We start from the raw sequence: 20,218 nt of genomic DNA, 5'->3' as shown, positions 1-20,218 counted from the left end.
AAAATAGAGTACGATATAAAAAATCCGACTGCTGACGTATTCGAGTGATGCCGAGTGTAGCTACTCGATGTAGCCGAGGTTCGCAAGACGCTCTTCGACGTGGCTGTCGGTTGTCTTGCTAATCTCTGCTGCGTCTAACGGTGGGTACGCCATCGTCCCGACTGACTCGACGAAGGGGAGTGCGGACCCATCCATCTGCGTGTCTGCTTCGAGGCCGAACGTCGCGAGGACGGTCGGTGCGATGTCGAAGAGGTGCGCGTTTTCGAGCGTCACCTCGGTGTCGATGTTTTCCCCGATCGCGGCGACGATACCGTGGAGTTTGTGGTTCCACGGTTCGGTTGGGTCGTCGAATATCTCGTCGGCAAGCATCGCAGAGAGGAAATGGTCGAAGTCACGTGGGACGAGCACGATGTCGACTGCATCGTCGCTTCGGGGACCATAGAAGTACACGTCCCGTGGTGCAACCTCGTCGAACACCGGCGTTCCGTCGGGGTCGGTCGCACTCCTGAACAGGTTGATGAGCGCCTGCTGTACCGACTCGAACTCTGCTTCGGAGACGACACCGTTTGGTTCTCGCCCCTGGAGATTGATTCTGATGCCAAGTTCGGTTCGCGAGCGCATGTATGCGAGCGACCGTTCGAAATCCACCTGCTGGGTTCCGGCGCTGATGATCTCTGCGCTGATTCGGCTCGTGACGAACTCTTCGAGACCGAGTTTGCGAATGACAGTGCCGAGACGCTGACTCGTGAGCCCAGTCCGAGCAACGAGTTGCATCACCTTGGCGGCCATGGTCGGCTCGACTGATTCCGACTCGATACCCGCCATGAGCTTCGAATCTCGCACCGTCGCCCACGTCGGCATCCCTTTGCCACCGTTGACGGTCTTGACGAATCCGTGTTGGCGGAGATATTCGTTGACGCGGAAGTCGTAGCCGTTGTACTCTCCGATTCCGTGGTCACTCACGACGAGCACGTTCCGTGGCTGGTACGCATCCAGAATCGATTCGAGTTGCCTGTCCACTTCGACGTAGATGTCTCTGACCGAGTCGAGGTCACCTGGTCGCTCGTGGAAGACGGTGTCCGTCTGCTGGAACTGGATGAACCCGAAGTCTGGGTCGAACCGGTCGACGAGGTACTTAAACGCCGCCCCGCGCATTCGAATGAGTTCACAGTAACGTTCACTCGCTGTTGGGTCCTCCGGTGATGGGTCTCTGGGATAGATTTGGTACTCGCCGATTGCCGCACGGACATCGTCGAGGATTCCGACGGGATGGCATTTCGGATTCTCCGGTGCGGTGTATCCCGGAATAAGCGCCCCATCGAACGACCGGCAGGGGTGGGTCACCGGTGTGTTGACGACGACACTCGAGTATCCGTGGTAGTCGAGTAGTTCCCACAGCGTCCGCTCACGGATGTGGCTTCCGTTGATGACGGTCCATTCGTAGCCGTCGAACGTCAAGAAGTCGAACACACCGTGTTTCCCGGGGTTCATTCCCGTATAGAGCGATGGCCACGCACTGGCCGTCCACGGCGGTATCTGTGATTCGAGAGACGCAGAGACACCAGATGAAAATATTCTGTGGAGCGTTGGTAACGCTCCGTCGTCGAAGAGAGGTTGTAAAATCGGGAGGCACGCCGCATCGAGGCCAACGAGCAACGTGTTCATCTCTCCCGTCCGGTCTTCAGTCATACTGGAACCGTCGTGAGTAGAGCGTTTTGTTATACGCGGACTTAGCCGGATGCCGGTGTCGCTTAACAGCGTCTTTCGGTTCGAATTCGAGACATGCCTTCCGTACCCAGAAACCGAGGGGAAAACCAACTCAGGTGGCGCTGTCGGTCAGTCGTATGAACGCAATAACATCGATACGATGACCAGGTTCCTCGCGTAGGGGACTCGTAACAAAGCCATCAAACTCTGTTTGTCCACACAGTAGTATGTCGCAGAATGGTCCACTTCTTTCACCTGCTGTCCGAACGTCGAACAGCGAGTCACACCCGCCGCTCGAGTTCGACGGTCAACCGCTCTCTACAATACTCGCTGAGACGCTCGAATATGCGAGAAAACGCGATTACACCGGGTGGGATTACGGGGACGGAATGAGCAGTCGGCTCCTGCAGGCACTCCCATTCGAAAACAAGTGGGTGAACCTCGTCGTCCAGGAGTTGGTCAAGCGCCCGCCGATAAACGTTCGACCACTGTTCCTCGTCGAGCAACGACGAAACTACAAGGGGACTGCACTGTTCACGATTGCGAATCTGAACTATCATCACTATCTGGACGCGAGAGGCGAGGTGAGTACCGTCGATTACCTCTCAGAGGCCCGGCAGCTAGCCGATTGGCTGGTCGACAACCGAAGCATCGGTTATCACGGGTTCTGCGGCGGTCACAAACACGAGATTCAGCATCTCGAAAAGAAAGGAGTTCCCAACGACCCGGACGTCGTATCGACGTCGTATGCCGTGAAGGCGCTTCTCGAAGCGTCCCCGTACGACCCAATTTATGCACCGATTGCTCGGACTGCATCCGATTTCGCCGTCGAAGACCTGAACTACCGTGAGGTGGACGGTGGCGCGAAAATCAACTACCACATGAACCACCCGGATACGTATTACACGCTCAACTCGGGTGCACTTGGGGCCCGACTCTTCGTCGACCTGTACGCACACTTCGGCGACGAGGCTGATTTAGAACGAGCGACTGCGATTCTCGACTTCATCGCTGCTCACCAGGCAGATATCGGCGGCTGGACCTATCGGGTTCCAGCGTCGAGTTCGCACCTCTCGATGGACAACCACCACAACGGGTTCGTCCTCGATGGGTTCCTCCGCTACAGAACGGTCACTGGATCTTCACGGTTCGACGAGACAATCGAACGTGGACTGGAGTTCTACCGGACGACGTTGTTCGACGCTGACGGTGCACCGAACTGGGACGAGTCGAAGTCGTACCCACGAGACATTCACGCGGCGGCGACCGCAATCGCTGTGTTTAGCGCCGCCGATGATCTCGAAACCGCTGGTCGAATCCTTCGCTGGACGCTCGAAAACTTGTACGCTGGAAACGGCCGGTTCTACTACAGAAAACACAGGTTCTTCACCGTTCGAACGACGCTGATGCGGTGGGCCCAGGCGTGGATGGCGTACGCGATGTCTGAGTACCTCCTCGCAGTCGCTCGCGAACGTGGCACCGACCTCGACGTAGAAAATTCTATGACTGAACCCAGACCGTCTCGATAACATCGTTTATCTGGATTTTACGCCACGTTCCTGAAACGACACATTTTGCCCATCACGTCCGCCTGCCGCTCAGGGGACGACTCGCGGACTCATTCTGGAAGGGAGAGCGGTGGTATTCAGGCAGCGCCACCAACGTCTGTACCCTGTTCCATCTCCATCGCTTTGGAGACTTTCCGTGCGCTGTAGGCGAAAATCACCATCGAGCTCCCGCTCACGAGGAGGTTGACACCGAACAGGAGGCCGATTGCCCACGCTGCACTCGATGGGAACCCTGCCCAGAGCATGACGGCCAGAAGGACACCGATGGCCCCACTGACGACGGCGAAGAACCAGTTTGGTTCACCGCGAAGGCTCAGCCCCATCGCGATTTCGACCACACCACTAACGAGCAGGTAGGCGATGACGAGAAGCGTCAGCGTCGCGAGACCGGCCACTGGGTTGACGAAGAGGATGACACCTGCACCGATGCTGATGCCGCCGAGGAGGATCTGCCAGATTGCACCGCCCCAACTTCTCGCTGAGAAGACGCCGATGAAGTTGAGTACCCCCGATGCGATGAGGAAGAGACCGACGAGGAGCGATATCGAGATTCCGGTAACGAACGGTGTGAAGATTGCTATGAGCCCGATGACTCCGATGATGACGCCTGCAATTGCTAACCACCGCCAGTTAGTTTGGAGGGAATCCGACATTGCTTCTGATTGGCTGGCCATTCCGGTATCTGTTGATGGAGAACTCATTCCAACATTCTGAATGGATGTATGAGAGAATAAACAATTTGTACTATCTTCCGTATAATCATGCGTACGAAACTGTCCGGGGCGACGGTACTGTCTAGCAAGATGAACGTCATTCAGTCATGGGGTTTCTCACTCGAATCGGGTACTGGCTCGGTCGAATTCTGTCGCTTTCGCCTCCGAAGGGTTCAGTTGTCGTCTTGAGTGACATATTCTCGAACCGCTGGCCCGTCTGGAACAACACGGGTTGTGTCTTCCAATCGGTTCTTTTTCCGAGATAGTTCCCCTCCGACGATATTCACGAAACACGTAAAAAATGTTAATGAATCTTCAAGTAGATGTAGAAGTCGCTATGAGCAGTTTGATAGTCCTCGCATTCGAGACGATGGAAGGTGCGAAGGAGGCTCGTGACGAGTTGTACAACCTCCAAAAACAGGAGTTGATTACACTGGACGACGCTGCCATCGTCGTCCGGAAACCGAACGGGAAAGTGAAAGTCGACCAGGCGACGAGTCTCGTCGGGACTGGCGCACTCGGAGGAGCGTTCTGGGGAATGCTCATCGGCCTCTTGTTCTTGGCACCGTGGCTAGGAATGGCAGTCGGTGCCGTGACTGGTGCGCTGTCCGGGAAGTTTGCTGATTACGGTATCGACGACGACTTCATCAAAGAGGTCGGCGACACCATCCAACCCGGGCACTCGGCTCTGTTCCTGCTCGTTCGTGAAGCCCAGGGTGAACGCGTCGTCGAGGACATGGAACGGTTCGCACCCAAAGTCCTCCAGACGAACCTCTCGCCAGAGCAAGAAGACCAGCTCCGCGAAGCGTTCGGTCAGGAGCCCACAGCGGCCTGAGAGCGTCGTACCACTCCGTTTTTACACAGAATTTTCCAACCGTGAGCACCATACCCCCTAAGCGGTGTACGAGATGACAGACCGCGTCGTAGACGTGCGACTCTCCCGCGAGCGCGCGGGACTCTGGGCGCTCACGCTCGTGATCTTTGCCCTCGTCGTGTTCGTCACGTGGCGCTACATCGGGACGTTCGTACTCGGATTGTTCCTCTACTACGTGACACGACCTGTTCACGCGCGTATCAGTCATCGAGTTCCCTCTCGGACGGCGTCTGTGACGCTAGCACTCGTGATCATCGCAATCCCAGTGCTGTTTCTCGTCGCGTGGACGATTACCGTCGCGATTCGAGGGATTCGTGACCTCCTCGGAGCTGACCTGACGGCCCAGCCGATTCCCGGAATCGACACGCTTCCGGAGATATCAGATATCATCATCTTCACTCAATCGACGGCCCGTGAACTCCTCGTCGACCCCAGTGGGTTGTTGTCCAACGGTTTCGGACAGAGTCTGTTGGGCCTCGTAGATACGGTCTCTGGCTCACTCGCAGTGGTGGTCAATGCGGGCCTCCACATGTTTATCGCACTCATCGTCGTGTTCTTCCTGCTCCGCGACGACTACCGAATCGCAGCGTGGGGGCGTTCGACGGTTATCAGAGACGGGAGTACCATCGAGTCGTTCCTCGAAGCCGTGGACCGTGACCTCACACAGGTATACTTCGGAAACATCCTCAACGCGATACTCACGGGGGCACTCGGTGCAGTGACGTACAGTCTCCTCAACCTCGTCGCTCCAGAGGCGGTTCGTATCCCCGAACCGGCGCTATTCGGTCTGTTGACTGGTGTCGGGAGTCTCGTCCCAGTCATCGGTATCAAAATCGTGTGGGTTCCGCTCGGGGTGATTCTGCTGGCCGAGGCCCTCCTCACGGACCCATCGACACTCTGGTTCGTCATCCTCTTCGCCATCGTCTCCGTCGTCGTCGTCGATACCCTCCCAGACCAGGTTCTTCGACCATACGTCTCGGGACGCTCACTCCACGTGGGCGCAGTCATGCTCGCGTACACACTCGGGCCACTTCTCTTCGGGTGGTACGGTGTCTTCTTGGGGCCGCTCTTGCTCATCGTCGTCGTCGAGTGTGCCCGACACGTGGTCCCGTCTCTCGTCAGTGGTACGCCGACGTCTGGCGAAGCACCGAGCGGAGACGACGACACCGAGACGACTACTGAAGAGCAGATGGGAGACACCGGTGACGCCGACGTGGATACGAACCGACAGCGGGGACCCGACGACGACCAAGATGGGTCAGTCGCCTCCGACTAAGTCCACGCGCCGAACTGAACCTGGCACGTAGACTCCTGTCGAAGTGGACTACTCGGGGGACGTGGTGTCAACGAATCACGCATACAAACAACACACAAATAGGTATTTGTGGGGTTCGGTACCACAGGTCAACAATGTCAAGACAAGCACCCCCGAACTCCCCCCGTACCGAGACGCGTATCCAATGCGACCGGACAGAAGGGTACAGTATCAAAGCGGGTGCTCATTACTACGAATACTGTCCGTTCTGTGGCCACCGGACTACCGAAGGGCAGGACCACGAGATTATGATCGATATTCGAAACTGACTGTCACCCCGGGAACTCATTACTCAAACGGAACATCGTTTTCCTGAGACGTCTGAGTCACAGTGTTTCCCATAACTGACAAATAGAGTGAATGATTCTCGTCTGTGACGTTCGGGATTACACGTGTATCACTGTAATTGGTACGTACTGTATTGGTGAATGCTGTGGTCGTACTCGTCGCGATGGATGGCCAGTCGGGTGTTTTTGGCGTACCGTGTGACCCAATCGTGAGTCTCAGTACTCTGGTTTCCCCGACTCATTTTGTGTCACCAGTCTCCCACGTTTATTATCTCAGGAGTTGTATGTATCGCATGCGTCTAGTTCAGGTATTGATACCAGATGGTACACGCGAGAGCGTACTCTCTGCCCTCGATGAACAAGAAATAGACTATGCTGTGTTCAACGAAGTCGGGCGGGGTGATTTCGAGGCGATGGTGCAGTTCCCTGTCCCACCAAGTGGGGTCGAAACGGTGATGGACAAACTGACTGAAGCGGGGATTCAAGAAGACACGTATACCATCGTTCTTCCGACAGAGACGGTCGTCTCACAACGGATTTCTGCGCTGGTCGAGCGGTTCCCTGGACTTCGCATCTCTCGTGAAGAACTGTACGCACGGGCCCAGGACCTCGCACCGGCGAACTCGACGTTCTTCGCATTTTTGATTTTGAGTACCATCATCGCTACAACAGGACTCTTGCTCGACTCTGCGGCGACCATCATCGGCGCGATGGTCGTTGCACCACTGATGGGCCCTGCCATCTCTGCGAGTGTCGGCACGATTCTCAACGACCAGCAGATGACCCGTCGCGGAGTTACGCTTCAGGTAACTGGGCTCCTTGCTGCCATCGCGACGGCCGCAATCATGGGATTACTTCTTCAACAAACGATTCTCATCCCACCGCAACTCGACATCACGTCGATTCCCCAAGTCGCAGAACGGACGAACCCTAACTTCTTGTCGCTGTTTTTAGCGCTTGGTTCTGGGCTTGCAGGGAGTATCAGTATCATGCGGGGTTCAGGCTCGACACTCGTTGGAGTCGCAATCGCAGTAGCACTCGTTCCGCCGGCAGCAACCTCTGGACTTGGACTCGCGTTTGGACTGCCCGGTGTTGCAGTCGCTGCAGCGGTGCTCGTCCTCGTCAACCTCCTCGCAATCAACCTGTCCGCGCTCGTCCTCTTTTATATATCCGGGTTCAAACCGCTCGATGCCGGTAAATACGAAGGGGTCAAATCCTCACTGTTCACTCGTATCGCCATCATCGCAGTCGGAATCGCCGTTCTCTCTATCGTCCTCGGCGCGGTCACCTTCACGACGTTCCAGACGCAGTCGTTCGAACGCGAGGTGCAAAACGACCTCCAACAGCGGTTCGACGAAGCCAACATCCCCGGTGTCGCACTCGTCAGTGTCACCGTCGATTACAAACCAGTAGATATCCTTCTTGGGAACGAACCGGAGGTCAACGTTCTCGTTGCCGTTCCTCGTAATCAAGAAATCCCACCGGACCTCGCCCAGCGATGGGACGACGAACTAACGGAATCACTCGGCCGTGACGTGTACGTACGCGTTGGGTTCGTCGAGGCGCAACTTTCGGAGCAAGAAGAGCCAAATCCACCGCTTGGATGGCCATCGATTGCACCTGCGATAGCTGCTGGACCTCACGTAGTTCCCGTCTAGGCACTGTCTCGCTGCGTCTCCTTTTTGCCCATTGAAGTTGTACAACTGACACGAGGAACCGAATGCTCCAGTATCCCCGCCGTCTCGTTCAGATTGCACTCGCTTTTTTCCCTTTCTTCGTTGCGGGGCTTCGTGACCGGCATCGGTTCATTCTGTTCGGGCGCTCCCGAACAGTATCTACCGAACAGCATCAGCGACGTGCCCAGCGGTTACGGGACACGATGGTGGACCTCGGACCGACGTTCATCAAAATCGGTCAGGTACTCTCGACACGGCCGGACATCGTTCCACAGGTCTACGGGAAGGAGTTGAGTACGCTCCAGGACACCGTTCCGCCCGGGGCGTTCGAGGAAATCGAGCGTATCGTCGAAGCGGACGTTGGAATGGATGCATTCGACTGGTTCGAGCCTGAGGCACTCGCCGGTGGGTCGCTCGCTCAGGTTCACGAGGCACAGTATCGGGGGAACCGAGTCGCGGTGAAAGTTCGCCGGCCGAACGTCGTCGACGTAATCGATACCGACCTCAGGGTCGTTCGTCGACTCCTCCCGGTCGTCATCACGATTGCTCCGGAACGCCACCACTTCTCGCTTCGGAACCTCGCAGACGACTTCGAGCGCGTCATCAAACAGGAACTCGACTTCGTCCGCGAGGGCCGGGTGATGACCGAGACACGAGAAAACTTCGCAGACGAACCCGGTGTGAAGATTCCCGAACAGTACCCCTCGGCCTGCTCCGAGCGAGTACTCACGATGGAGTTCGTCGAGAGTACAAAAATCAGCGATATGGATGCACTGCTGGCGACTGGCTACGACCCGGTCGCAATCGCGCACGACATCGCTGACGCCTACTTCAAGATGGGTATCATCGACGGCGTCTTCCACGGCGACCCGCACCCCGGAAACCTCGGTGTCGACGACAGGGGTCGAATCGTCTTCTACGACTTCGGGATGTCGGGACGGTTCACCCCGGAGATGCAAGATGCAATCGTCCGCCTGTATCTCGCTGCAGCAGCACGTGACACCGAAGATATCATCGACGTTCTCATCGACCTTGGTGTCCTCGACAGCGACGTCGATAGGCCGTCGATGAAGAAAGTGCTGGAGCTGGCAATTCGAGATTTAGAGGGGACTGGCCTCTCAGATTGGCGGGCACTCATAATCGAAGTGAACGAAATTCTCCACTCGTTCCCGTTCCGAATTCCGCCAGATCTCATGCTCGTTATCCGAGTCGGGACCGTCAGCGAGGGCGTCCTCCGACAGTTAGACCCGAATTTCGACTTTCTCTCCGCGGCACAAGAATTTCTCGTCGAACATGGCTACCGACGACGCGGTGCAGAGGCGTGGTTCAAAGGAGTTGGTGACGACGCAACGACATCGATTCGCTCGACAGTACGTGTTCCGGAGAAACTAGAGCGCGTGCTCGACATGGTTCTCGACGGGAACCTCCAAATCGAGGGAATGCAGTTAGAACAACCGCTCACAGCAATCGGTCGCGCACTGGCGTACGCGCTGATAACTGCGTCGTGGGTCATCGGCTCTGCGATATTGACCAACATTCACCCGACGGCGGGCGCAATCGGGTGGGGCATCGCGGCATTCATGACGCTCTTGTTCTTGGTCGCACTCCACAACGCCCGGACGAACGTTTGAACTCCCTAGCAAAACAGGTATCTCTTCGCCGATGGACCAGTCCCGCTGTTCCGGTGAGACTGTGAGTGCTATCTGCGAACGACGAGTTGGCCGTCCGCTGTGAGCGTGCTATCAGCGTTCACGGGTGAAGTTCTGTAACATCCGGTCGCCGAAGGCGACGACGAGAAGTGCACCGACGAGGTTGAATAGAAGGTCGTATACCGTATCCTCGGTCCCATACTGGACGAGAATTGGTTCTATTCCAAGGCGTTCAGCGGCGAAGTGGATACCGTACTCGATGAGTTCCCAGACGATGCCGACAAACATGATTACTCCAACGACTCGTGGGCGTGGATTCCAACCATAGCGCTCAGAGAGAACGTGGACGACGCCGCCGACGACAGACGCAGAGTGTGTATGGGTGAGATGGTCCCACCACCAGACGTCGTCGTATGGGCCCAGCATCCCCACTGAGTGTGTGAGCATCGCGGTTTCGACGTAGATTCGTTGCCACGGCCTGAACGTGACGCCGAAGACGCGTTCGAGCACGTCGGGGAGATACGTCCCTGCGAGTGAGAAGACGGCGTTGGCAACTGCGCCCGGATTTCGACGGCGTATACCCAAGATAAATACGAAACCGATGCCACACCTAATCACACGTTCTACTGTTTTGATACCTGAGTCTGGGTGTTGGTCCGTCACGCGTGTCCTTCGGTATAATTCTCCGAGCACAATAATATAGATATTGACAGACCATTCACTGACGTCGTACCGCGCTGACGAACGGCCGGAATCTACCCAACCCAATACTACTTTGGTTCCGAAGATGAAGGTGTGATCATGCGTCTGAAGACCACCGCGAACAAACCGGGACCGAGTCGATGACAGATGGAAACTCGTTCGACTCGGAGTCCGTCCGGAAAAACACGCCAGGTCGTGGTGTACGTCCCGAGGCGGCGGAAATCGAACCTGCCGCACCCACCGAGTTTGGACTCGTCCAAGTGTGGTGGGGCGATGGAAAGGGGAAGACAACCGCCGCCATCGGAATGGGGTTCCGTGCTGCAGGACACGGCTTTCGTGTCCACATGCTCCAGTTCATGAAAGGTGGTGCAGACTCCGTCGAAGCAGTTCGCGGCGAGTACAACGCGATCGCGGCGATGCCAGGGTTCTCGTTCGAGAATCTTGGTCACTACGGATGGGCCGGGATGGCCGACGGGAGTCGAGAGGACGACCACGTCGAACAGGTCGCTGCAGGCATGGAACGGGCGACCGAACTGCTTGATGGGGCGACTGCGGCCGACCTCACGTCACCCCTTGCACTCGATGGCAACCCAGAATACGGCGTACACGTCCTCATCCTCGACGAGATACTATACGCTGTTTCGATGGGTCTCCTCGACGAATCCGCGGTCGTCGACCTCGTCGAGCGGAAACCTGACCATCTCGAACTCGTCTTGACCGGAAGCCACGACGACCCGACGTATCTCCACGACGTGGCCGACCTCGTTACCAACGTCCGAAAGGTGAAACACCCAATCGAGCGTGGCCAGCGCGCACGAAAAGGAACTGAGTACTAGCGCGAACTGACGCTACTCGGACGCGTCCTGTCCTGGACCGACTGTAATCACTGGAACGGGTGCAGTTCTGACCGTCTTCGCTGCGACGCTTCCGAGGAGTATTCGGTCGACACCACTCTTTCCGGTGGTCCCCATCACGACGGCATCGATGTCGTTGTCCTCGACGGTTTCGAGGATTTGCTCGCTCGGTTTCCCGTGTTCGAGGTGTTCGACGACATCCGAAACACCGTGTTCTTCAGCGAGCGAGGTGACAGTTTCGATGCCAGTGGACACTGCCTGTTCGTACTCACTCCCGGAGAGCATCGAGCGCACGTCTGGACCGAGTGCCGAATCGTCGACGACACCGAGGACGTGCACCGTCGCGTCTGTCGCCGCTGCGAGTTGGATACCGTGTTCGGCCGCACGCTTTGCTGAGAGGCTCCCATCGGTTGGAACGAGGATTCGTTCGTATGGATAGGTCAACCGGTCAGTATCCGTTAATCGAGCAGTCAGAACAGGCCGCGATGAGAGGCGAACAACTTTCTCTGTGATACTTCCGAGGATACGTCTCGACAGCCCCTGTCGGGCGTGCGTCGGCAGTACGATGAGGTCGTAGTCGTACTGCTCGGCATATTCCGCTATCGTCGGGGCAGGATTTCCCTGCACGACGTCGGTCCCAAAGTCGACGCCAAGTGATTCGAGTGTTTTCCCCGCTTCGTTCACGACGAGTTCGCCTTGATTGACGAGCGCGTCGACGACGGTATCGTCGACCAGCGTGACACTATCTCGAGCGGTGTTTGCCACGAACAGGAGTTGGACTGTCCCGTCCGCCCAGTGAGCAATTTCACTCACGTGGTGGAGTATCGCACTCGACTCGGTGGCCTCGTCGATTGGGAACAAGATTTTCTCGTACATTGGTTACATGTTCGTTCGGATTTGGGTAAGAACTTTCGCCACGGGAGGTGCCCAGTCACGAGAGCCGATTCTGGCACAAGAGAAGGACGAATGACTCGAACAGGCTTGTTGCTGTACGTCTCTCGCGAACCTGGAAGTGATGGCGTCTGTCCGTTAAAAAATCCCGGCCAGTGGTGATTGCGCTTAGTTTGCGTCGACGATTTCGATATCGAAGACGAGCGTCTTGCCGGCGAGTTCGTGGTTGAAGTCGATACGCACGACCTCGTCGTCCGCGTGGACGATTTCTCCGAGCCCACCTTGCTGGGTCTGAACGTACATGCCCTCTTCTGGGTCGTCGCCGAGGATGTCGCGGAGTTGTTCGGTGTCGTGCTCGCGGATTCGGTCTTCGGATGGTTCGCCGTATGCCTTTTCTGGCGGAATCTCGATGGCCTCTTCGTCACCGACCTCCATTCCGACGAGCGCTTCGTCGAGTCCTTCGATGACCGTCCCCGCTCCCACTTCGACGGTGAGCGGTTCGTACTCTCGGTCGGGTTGTGCTTCGGCGAGGCCTGCCTCTTCGGCGACGTCCGGTCGGGACGTGTCGAAGATCGTGCCGTCTGTGAGCTTTCCGACGTATTCGAGCGAAACAGCGTCTCCAGTTTCGATTGCCATGGTCGAACCTCTCTGCTGGACACGGATAAAAGACAGTATTGCCCTGTCGGGTGAATGCTGGCCCCGGCACCACCGACGAGTCACCGTCGTCCTGTGGGGGTGCTCTCTCAGAACAGACGCCAGAGAAGAGCGCGAATCCTGTAGCTGAGTGAGCCATTTTGATACCCTTTCCACCCACTCATTCCGCCGGCGAGCGTCGTCGCTTCGTAGCCTTCTGACCGGAGAACCTTGGTCGCGCGTTTCGCGACGATACCCATCTTGCAGACGACCACGACCTCTTTGTCACGCGGGATTTGGTCGAAGTATTGTCGGAGCGACTCCTCGTCTCCAGACCGAACGTCGTCGTACACAGGTGCGTTGAAACTGCCATCGAGAGCGTTTCGTCGATAGTGGTCTGCTGGTCGAATATCGAGGACGAACGGTTCCGTCTCGTCGTCCAACCGGGCGTCGAGTTCGTCTGGTCGAATCTTCCCCATCGTTCGTACCGAACGGGGCAACACGCAAAGCGCTGGTGCTTCGACGACACGATCGGAGTGCGCTGGTAGATTCAGGGAAGTGGGAACCACCGCGTACGTTGAACAGGGAGGGGTCCGTACGGGCCGCATGGACAAGTGGGACGAGCGATTTCGCGAAGGTGAGTATCCGACCGACCCAGAGCCATCGCCGGTGTTACGGTCGTACGTAGACACGTTCCCAACCGGCCGTGCGCTGGACGTGGCCGCAGGCACTGGCAGAAATACACTGTTTCTCGCAAACGAGGGGTACGATGTCGATGCGCTCGACCAATCAGCGGTCGGACTCGACATCATCGACAGTCGAGCAGACGAACTCGGCGTTGGTGACCGGGTACAGACGGTCCGAGCAGATGCGACAGAGTTCGAGTTTCCAGAGAGCACGTACGACGTAATCACCATCAGTTTCTTCCGAACACTCGACCGGTTGGGCGACATCAAAGAGGCACTCGCCCCGGGCGGGGTTCTGTTCTATCAGCACCACCTTCAATCGACGTCGCCTGCGTTGGTCGGACCGAGCACGAACCGGTACAGGTTCCAGTCGAACGAACTTCTTCGAGCGTGTCTGGACCTGACGGTCCTCTACTACGACGAATCGACCGAACAACGTGACGACCGGGTTTCGGCGACGGCGACGGTTCTCGCCCGGAACACGCATGGAAGCACGCAGTCGTATCCTGAACGCCAGTTAGAGTGACGTTTCGCCACAGAATTTGTTGTATCTAACTCTGTCATAAAGCATGACAGAAGTTAATAAATCATCAGAATAGGTAAGTAGTTTAATTTTATGCGTGATAGGATGCAGAACACTATCTGGCTGTAACACGTAATATAGGCGTATTTTCATCGATTTATCCGAGAGTGGCGCGCGTCATATCAATCAAAGTGATTATCAAACTAGATGGGTATTATTGTATATTGAGATTAACAATATCGGATACAGATGACCGGGTTTCTTGGCCGATTCAGTATCAGTACAGTCGTGTCTGAAATACTGACACTCACAGATTGATGTTTGTCTAGCAGCTTTATCTGTTTCTACGTTGTTATGATTACTATGGGGAACGAGAACAGTGGTGGTCCAAAACGGACACATTCAGAGCAACCAGGGGCAATCGAAGAACCGCCGAGACGCGTCGCACCCGACTATGTCGACCGGATTCTCCAGTACGAGTGGGCGGATGCCCTCGTCTCGGCACCTCCCGAAACGGCGGAAATCAACTGGGTCCCCGGACACGTTGGAAGTTCCTGGGGCCGTGTCGCGCCCGACGTGTGGAGTACGATTCGAGTGCAGGGGTACGACCCTCACTTTCGACATTATCCAACACACGAACGGTTCGAACATGGAGAATTCGAGTTCGAACTGTGCTTTCCACTCGTAACGGACGGCGCGTCCGGAACCACGCCTCCAGAACAGATACAGTCGACGCTCAGAGAACGACTCGACGACTATCTCTCGAACGGACAGCCAGGCCCGTCGTGGGAATCCGCATCGGTCGTTACAGAGTCACAGGAGGTTCTCTGGAGAGCGACCTACCAGTACGAGTCGTGCGATAGCGTTGGATACACCAACACGTTGCGGCAGGCCATCGAAGACCACGAATGGATGGTCGAACTCGTGCACGAGGTCGTCGAAGAAGTCGCCAGTAACTGAGACGGGTACACTGACCCTGCCTTGGGGTTTTTGTCGAACCGAGCCAATCTATCAGGGATGAGTATGAGGGATTCGCTCGACGAGCCACGAATAATCGACACACACGCACATCAACCGACGGCGGAGTTCCTCCAGGACGCTGGCGGGGAGATGATGCAAGATGCGGCAACCAAATTCGGTACCGATATCCAGACGTGGGACTACGAGGAGATGATAGAAGAGTACCACGAGTGGGGTATTGGGAAAGCCATCCTTCTTGGATGGGACGCCGAAACGAACACCGGAAACCCGCCTGTTCCGAACGACTACGTGGCAGAAGTTCGCGACGAGCACCCAGAGTTCTTCATCGGATTCGGAAGTGTCGACCCACTGAAAGACGACTGCGTCGAGGAGGCGGTTCGGTGTGTCGACGACCTTGGTCTCTCGGGCTTCAAATTCCAACAAATTGCACAGGGATTCGACCCGAGCGACGACGTTCACACCGACCTCTTCGACACCATCGAAGCCCTCGGCGTCCCCGTCATCTTCCACGGTGGCAACTCGACGCTCGGTGCCGGGTCACCCGGTGGTCGGGGGCTGAAAATCAAGTACGGAAACCCGATGCTCATCGACGACGTGGCCGCGGAACATCCCGACCTGAAAATCCTCATCGCACACCCGGCATTCCCGTGGGAGAAAGAACAACTCGCCATCTGCCAGCAGAAAGGGAACGTCTACATGGATTTCTCGGGATGGCTCCCGAAGTACATTGACGACCAGGTACTCCACTACGCCAAGACGGTGTTGCAAGACAAAGTGATGTTCGGCACCGACTACCCGATGATTCGTCCGGAACGGTGGTTCGAATCGTTCGACGACCACTTCGACGCCCCTGACGAAGTTAAGCGGAAGATTCTCTGGGAGAATGCTGAACGCTTCCTCGGACTGGACTGAGTCATAGGGCTTATCGTAGCTGTTCGTAGATTCGAGGTCGTCTGAATCGAATACCGCGGTCAACTGATTGACACCAGACCTCCAGCTGGCTACGATAACCCCTATCAGTCGAAGTTCGGTCGGCGCTTCTCCAAGAATGCCGAGACTCCTTCTTCGTGGGCGGCAGTGTCGTACGCGAGTGTCTGCGCTTGCGCTTCACGTTCGAGTCCGTCTCGCCACGGGCGTCCGAGGTTGGCGTGAATCGCTTCTTTCGCCAGCGCGAGCGTCTCTGTAGGCCGGGAAGTGAGCGTCTCCACCATCTCGTCGACGACGGTGTCGAGTTCGTCCGCTTCGACGACATCGTTGACGAGTCCGAGTTCGGCGGCACGTTCGGCCGAGATGAGTTTCCCGGTGAACGCCAACTCTTTCGCTGCCCGGAGGCCGACCAGTTCGGGAAGCGTCACCGTCGCACCGGCGTCGGGGACTAGCCCGACGTTGATGAACGACGCTGCGAATCGCGCGTCGGTGGTAGCGTATGCGAAGTCACAGGCGGCGACGACGGACATTCCGGCACCAACAGCGTCACCGTTGACGCGCGCGACGACGGGGACGGGAGCGGTGAGAATCGCCTCCGCGACCCGGCCGAGCGTGCCACGGACGCGTTGATACGCTTCACGTGCTGTTTCGTCTCGTTCGGCCATCGCGTCGATATCACCGCCTGCACTGAAGGCGTCGCCGTCTCCAGTCAGAACGACTGCATCGTGAGATTCGGCCGTGACCGCTTCCAGCGCAGCAGAGAGTTCCCGAGCGACGTCGGCAGTGAAGGCGTTCTTCACCTCGGGACGGTCGAACGCGACAGTCCTGACCCCATTTTCGTCTTCGATTCGCATACGTTCGCTACACGGAGCCGAGATAAATAGCCTCGCCGTCGGCCGGGGGTGACACTTACCCGTAGAGCGTCCCGAACAGCGATTGTTGTGCCCGACGGAGACGTTCGAGAAACGCAGACTTGCTGATGTCGAGTTCCTCGGCGACGTCGACGGCCGTAATCGTCCGGGGAAGTTCGAAGTAGCCCATCTCGTAGGCGACGTGAAGACTCTCTTCTTGTGCCGGCGTCAGGTTCCAGACTCGCCCGATAGACGACTCTTCGTCCGCTCGAAGTGGATAGACTCGTTGCAGTTGAATCCCGACGGTCTGTCCCGCTTTCTCCATGACACCACGGAGCACGTCGTTTCCGACGACAGCACCACGCATCGTCGCTCCTCCGTCGTCGTACTGCATCGATTCGACGAGAAATCCGACGTCGACGAGTTCGTGGACCACACACGGATGTTTCGAGAGACATCGATAGGTGTACGCGTCGTCGTTCCTGGTGACGTGCAGATATCGGATATCCTCGTCGGCATCGAGCGTCGACGGGAGACGGTCGTCTGGCGGTGTCGAAAAGTATAGGAGCACGTTGCCGTCGGCTCTGAGCTGTGGTGGGCTCGCATCGATTGTGACCGGGACGAGCTTCGTTGCTCTGGCGAGTGGACAGTCGTCGCCATCGATGCGGAACTCTGCAACCAGACACTCATCTATCATTCCCACATCATCTCTGTGATTCTTACACAAGGAGAGTATAAAAACCCCGCCTATAGACGGGCCAATTCGTAAGTGGTTAACCGTGATAGTTCTGTGTATACCGATGGACCTCGAAACTGTCAAAGAACGGGCGGGACCACGAGAGTTCTCCCCGAAAGACGAGATGCCTGAGGAGTACCGAAAGGCCGCAACTCGGATGATTCAGTTCCACGCGAACAGTGAAATCATGGGCGCGTACCTCGAACGCCCGTTCATCCGCCAGGCCCCGAGTCTCGAACGAAAGCTGGCGTTCTCCGCGAAAGTACAGGACGAACTCGGCCACGGTCAGTTGCTCTACCGTGCCGCCGAGAGTCTCGGCATCAAGACCCGCGAAGAGATGCTCGACGAACTCGCCAACGGGCAAGGAAAGTTCCTGAACTGCTTCCACTACCCGATGGACTCGTGGGTGGAGACGCCGATGATTGCCTTCTTCGTCGACGGTGCGGCGATGCGCCGGCAGGCGACGCTGAAGAGTACGTCGTGGGAACCCTACGCCCATGCGATGGACAAGGTCTGTTTTGAGGAGGGATTCCACGTCAAGCACGGTGAGGCGATGCTCCACGAACTGATGAACGGTTCGAAGCGAGAACAGGAGATGACGCAAGCGGCTTTCGAGAAGTGGTGGCCGCGTATCATCCAGTTCTTCGGTCCGACCGACAAACAATCGACCCACCACGGATTCGCAAGTGAAGTCGGTCTGAAGAAGATGTCCAACGACGAACTCCGTCGCGCATTCCTCAACAGTTACATCCCGAAGGCGGAGAAGTACGGACTCGAGATTCCGGACACGCCGACCATCACGAAGAACGACGACGGGACGTACAACGTCGCTGAAGACGAACTCGACTGGGACGAGTTCTTCCAGATTGCGAAGAACGAGTACGAACCCGGTCTCGGACAGATCGACGCCCGGAAGAAGGCCCAGGAGGCGGTCGCCTGGGTCCGTGAATCGATGGATAGCCACGAACACCGACTGTACGGTGGCAGCGGCGCACCGCAGGCGGCGGACTAAACGGAGTGATTCGATGATTTGGGAAGTTTTCCGACAAAAGAAAGCAGGCGACTACCACACCCACTGCGGCAACGTCCACGCACCCGACAGGGAGATGGCGTTGCTCTTCGCAGAAGTACAGCACGCACGACGGATGCCCACGAACAGTCTGTGGGTCGTCCCGAAAGACGAAATCGGCGAGGTCGACACCGAGGACGTTTCCTTCGGCGGCACGACTGACAAGTCGTACCGCTGGGCGATGACGTACAACTTCGAGGCCGCGGCCGAAGAAGTCGCTGCGTCCGAAGACGAACAGGCAAAGGCCGAACAACAGCGAAAGGCCGTCGTGGACGGTGACGACTGATGGCAGCAGCACAACAACTCCCCGGCCCATCCGAACTCTCTGACGAACAGCGCGAGGCGATCGAGACGCTCCTCTACCGATTGGCTGACGACGAGTTCGTCATCGCAGAACGCTACACTGAGTGGCAGGTCCGCGCCCCGACTATCGAGTCCGACATCGCTGTCGCGAACATCGCACAGGACGAACTCGGCCACGCGCGTCTGTGGTACGACCTCCTCGAAGACTTCGGCTACGACGAACCAGACCTCATCTGGGAACGTGACCCATCAGAATGGCGTCACAGCACGCTCTGTGAACTCCCCTTCGAAGAGGGTGACTGGGCGGACCTCGTCGTTCGGTCGTACCTCTACGACGAAGCCGAGTTCGTCCGCGTGAAGGCGCTCGAAGGGTCGTCGTACCCGCGTCTGGCCGACCGCGTCGAGAAAGTCCTCGCCGAAGAGCGATACCACCGCGAACACGCCCGCAGTTGGCTCGAACGCCTCTGTGAAGACGACGACTCGCGTGCACGGATGCAGGACGCCGTGGACAGACTCCTCCCGTACGCGCTGACGCTGTTTTCGCCCACCGACGAAGCGATGGAAGAACGCATCGACGAACTCGGCCTCCGGACCGAGAACCTCCTCTCGATGCGCGAAGCGTGGCTGGACGAAGTCGTCCCGACGCTGGAATCAGTCGGCCTCCACGTCGAAGAAGCACAACTACCCGAACAGTACGACGTCCACCACGCGGACTTCGACCTGCCCGAGGAGACCGGTCGTGACCAGTCGCACACCGACGATTGGTTCGACCTCTTCGACGAGTTCACGACGAGTTACCGTGAACTCGGCCGCCACTCGGCGGCGAAGATTATGAAGGACCCAGACGATGAGTAGTGAATTCGACCCCGACCCGACCGACGCGCAGTACTGCGCCCACACAGACTACACCGAGGGCACGCCCCACGACGAACTCCCGGCCACCGGCGACGGTGCAGTCGGTATCGAGCGAGCAGTCTGGGACGCGCTCTACACGGTCGAAGACCCCGAGATGCCGATCAGCATCGTCGATCTGGGTCTCATTTACGCTGTCGGGGTCGAACCGGAGACAGGAGAGGCACGAATCGACATGACGCTCACGTACACTGGGTGTCCAGCGCGGAGTATGATGCAAGACGACATCCGCGAGGCCGTCACTGCAGTCGAGGGCATCGAAGACGTGCTCATCAACCTCGTATGGAGTCCGGCATGGACCACTGCGATGGTGACTGAACAGGGCCGCGAAGACCTCCGCGAATTCGGCCTGAGTGTGTGA

The 20,218-nt window shown here is 57.4% G+C and carries 21 protein-coding genes; 13 read left to right on the top strand and 8 right to left on the bottom strand.

What is annotated here, in order from left to right; translation table 11 throughout:
- Positions 1–60: 60 nt before the first annotated feature.
- A complete protein-coding gene (locus ACK3SC_RS18105) occupies positions 61–1,689 on the bottom strand; it encodes an alkaline phosphatase family protein (protein WP_416841648.1) in 1,629 nt (542 codons plus the stop codon).
- A gap of 245 nt (positions 1,690–1,934) precedes the next feature.
- On the opposite strand from ACK3SC_RS18105, the gene ACK3SC_RS18100 reads away from it, so the two are divergent.
- Entirely contained in the window at positions 1,935–3,236 is a 1,302-nt protein-coding gene (locus ACK3SC_RS18100) for an antibiotic ABC transporter permease (RefSeq protein ID WP_416841647.1), read from the top strand.
- A 116-nt stretch (positions 3,237–3,352) separates the two neighbouring features.
- On the opposite strand, the gene ACK3SC_RS18095 is transcribed toward ACK3SC_RS18100, so the two are convergent.
- A complete protein-coding gene (locus ACK3SC_RS18095) occupies positions 3,353–3,928 on the bottom strand; it encodes an HdeD family acid-resistance protein (protein ID WP_416841646.1) in 576 nt (191 codons plus the stop codon).
- Between the two features lie 430 nt (positions 3,929–4,358).
- On the opposite strand from ACK3SC_RS18095, the gene ACK3SC_RS18090 reads away from it, so the two are divergent.
- The 4 genes from ACK3SC_RS18090 to ACK3SC_RS18075 all read left to right on the top strand — a co-directional run bounded on the left by ACK3SC_RS18090 (position 4,359) and on the right by ACK3SC_RS18075 (position 9,771).
- Positions 4,359–4,823: a DUF1269 domain-containing protein gene (locus tag ACK3SC_RS18090; RefSeq protein WP_416841730.1), complete on the top strand. Its 465-nt coding sequence runs from the start codon at positions 4,359–4,361 to the stop codon at positions 4,821–4,823.
- 73 nt (positions 4,824–4,896) lie between these two features.
- Complete coding sequence (locus ACK3SC_RS18085) at positions 4,897–6,138, top strand: AI-2E family transporter (RefSeq protein ID WP_416841645.1); 1,242 nt, start codon at positions 4,897–4,899, stop codon at positions 6,136–6,138.
- A gap of 619 nt (positions 6,139–6,757) precedes the next feature.
- Positions 6,758–8,122, top strand: coding sequence for a TIGR00341 family protein (locus tag ACK3SC_RS18080; RefSeq protein ID WP_416841644.1), 1,365 nt, complete (start codon positions 6,758–6,760; stop codon positions 8,120–8,122).
- Positions 8,123–8,184: 62 nt separating this feature from the next.
- The gene (locus tag ACK3SC_RS18075; RefSeq protein ID WP_416841643.1) at positions 8,185–9,771 is read left to right on the top strand and encodes an ABC1 kinase family protein; all 1,587 of its coding nucleotides are present in this window, start codon (positions 8,185–8,187) and stop codon (positions 9,769–9,771) included.
- Between the two features lie 111 nt (positions 9,772–9,882).
- Here ACK3SC_RS18075 and ACK3SC_RS18070 read toward each other — a convergent pair whose 3' ends face one another.
- Complete coding sequence (locus ACK3SC_RS18070) at positions 9,883–10,452, bottom strand: hypothetical protein (protein WP_416841642.1); 570 nt, start codon at positions 10,450–10,452, stop codon at positions 9,883–9,885.
- A gap of 179 nt (positions 10,453–10,631) precedes the next feature.
- Here ACK3SC_RS18070 and ACK3SC_RS18065 point away from each other — a divergent pair, with 179 nt between their 5' ends.
- Complete coding sequence (locus tag ACK3SC_RS18065) at positions 10,632–11,327, top strand: cob(I)yrinic acid a,c-diamide adenosyltransferase (protein ID WP_416841641.1); 696 nt, start codon at positions 10,632–10,634, stop codon at positions 11,325–11,327.
- A 12-nt stretch (positions 11,328–11,339) separates the two neighbouring features.
- Here the strand turns inward: ACK3SC_RS18065 and ACK3SC_RS18060 are convergent, their stop codons facing one another.
- The 3 genes from ACK3SC_RS18060 to ACK3SC_RS18050 form a co-directional block, all read right to left on the bottom strand.
- The gene (locus tag ACK3SC_RS18060; protein ID WP_416841640.1) at positions 11,340–12,221 is read right to left on the bottom strand and encodes a universal stress protein; all 882 of its coding nucleotides are present in this window, start codon (positions 12,219–12,221) and stop codon (positions 11,340–11,342) included.
- 183 nt (positions 12,222–12,404) lie between these two features.
- On the bottom strand, positions 12,405–12,872 hold the full coding sequence (locus ACK3SC_RS18055) for an FKBP-type peptidyl-prolyl cis-trans isomerase (protein WP_416841639.1): 468 nt from the start codon (positions 12,870–12,872) through the stop codon (positions 12,405–12,407).
- 107 nt (positions 12,873–12,979) lie between these two features.
- Complete coding sequence (locus tag ACK3SC_RS18050) at positions 12,980–13,348, bottom strand: rhodanese-like domain-containing protein (RefSeq protein WP_416841638.1); 369 nt, start codon at positions 13,346–13,348, stop codon at positions 12,980–12,982.
- A gap of 127 nt (positions 13,349–13,475) precedes the next feature.
- Between ACK3SC_RS18050 and ACK3SC_RS18045 the strand changes: the two genes are divergently transcribed.
- From ACK3SC_RS18045 to ACK3SC_RS18035, 3 genes are all read left to right on the top strand, one after another.
- Positions 13,476–14,081: a class I SAM-dependent methyltransferase gene (locus ACK3SC_RS18045; RefSeq protein ID WP_416841637.1), complete on the top strand. Its 606-nt coding sequence runs from the start codon at positions 13,476–13,478 to the stop codon at positions 14,079–14,081.
- A 360-nt stretch (positions 14,082–14,441) separates the two neighbouring features.
- On the top strand, positions 14,442–15,038 hold the full coding sequence (locus ACK3SC_RS18040) for a hypothetical protein (RefSeq protein WP_416841636.1): 597 nt from the start codon (positions 14,442–14,444) through the stop codon (positions 15,036–15,038).
- Between the two features lie 57 nt (positions 15,039–15,095).
- On the top strand, positions 15,096–15,971 hold the full coding sequence (locus tag ACK3SC_RS18035) for an amidohydrolase family protein (RefSeq protein WP_416841635.1): 876 nt from the start codon (positions 15,096–15,098) through the stop codon (positions 15,969–15,971).
- Between the two features lie 104 nt (positions 15,972–16,075).
- Here the strand turns inward: ACK3SC_RS18035 and ACK3SC_RS18030 are convergent, their stop codons facing one another.
- Both ACK3SC_RS18030 and ACK3SC_RS18025 read right to left on the bottom strand, forming a co-directional pair.
- Positions 16,076–16,840 (bottom strand): enoyl-CoA hydratase/isomerase family protein, encoded by a 765-nt coding sequence (locus tag ACK3SC_RS18030; RefSeq protein WP_416841634.1) that lies wholly within the window; start codon positions 16,838–16,840, stop codon positions 16,076–16,078.
- Positions 16,841–16,895: 55 nt separating this feature from the next.
- On the bottom strand, positions 16,896–17,534 hold the full coding sequence (locus ACK3SC_RS18025; protein WP_416841633.1) for a helix-turn-helix domain-containing protein: 639 nt from the start codon (positions 17,532–17,534) through the stop codon (positions 16,896–16,898).
- Between the two features lie 103 nt (positions 17,535–17,637).
- On the opposite strand from ACK3SC_RS18025, the gene paaA reads away from it, so the two are divergent.
- From paaA to paaD, 4 genes are read left to right on the top strand one after another with little or no spacing between them, the layout of a single operon-like run.
- Positions 17,638–18,585: a 1,2-phenylacetyl-CoA epoxidase subunit PaaA gene (gene paaA, locus ACK3SC_RS18020; RefSeq protein ID WP_416841632.1), complete on the top strand. Its 948-nt coding sequence runs from the start codon at positions 17,638–17,640 to the stop codon at positions 18,583–18,585.
- 13 nt (positions 18,586–18,598) lie between these two features.
- Complete coding sequence (gene paaB / locus ACK3SC_RS18015) at positions 18,599–18,928, top strand: 1,2-phenylacetyl-CoA epoxidase subunit PaaB (RefSeq protein WP_416841631.1); 330 nt, start codon at positions 18,599–18,601, stop codon at positions 18,926–18,928.
- Complete coding sequence (gene paaC / locus ACK3SC_RS18010) at positions 18,928–19,800, top strand: 1,2-phenylacetyl-CoA epoxidase subunit PaaC (protein ID WP_416841630.1); 873 nt, start codon at positions 18,928–18,930, stop codon at positions 19,798–19,800. Before paaB ends, paaC begins: the two co-directional genes overlap by 1 nt.
- Entirely contained in the window at positions 19,793–20,218 is a 426-nt protein-coding gene (gene paaD, locus ACK3SC_RS18005) for a 1,2-phenylacetyl-CoA epoxidase subunit PaaD (RefSeq protein WP_416841629.1), read from the top strand. The genes paaC and paaD overlap by 8 nt, the downstream gene beginning before the upstream one ends.

It is taken from the genome of Haloferax sp. DFSO52 (assembly GCF_048158745.1).
Lineage (GTDB): Archaea > Halobacteriota > Halobacteria > Halobacteriales > Haloferacaceae > Haloferax.
This window is presented reverse-complemented; position numbering and strand designations above follow the sequence as displayed.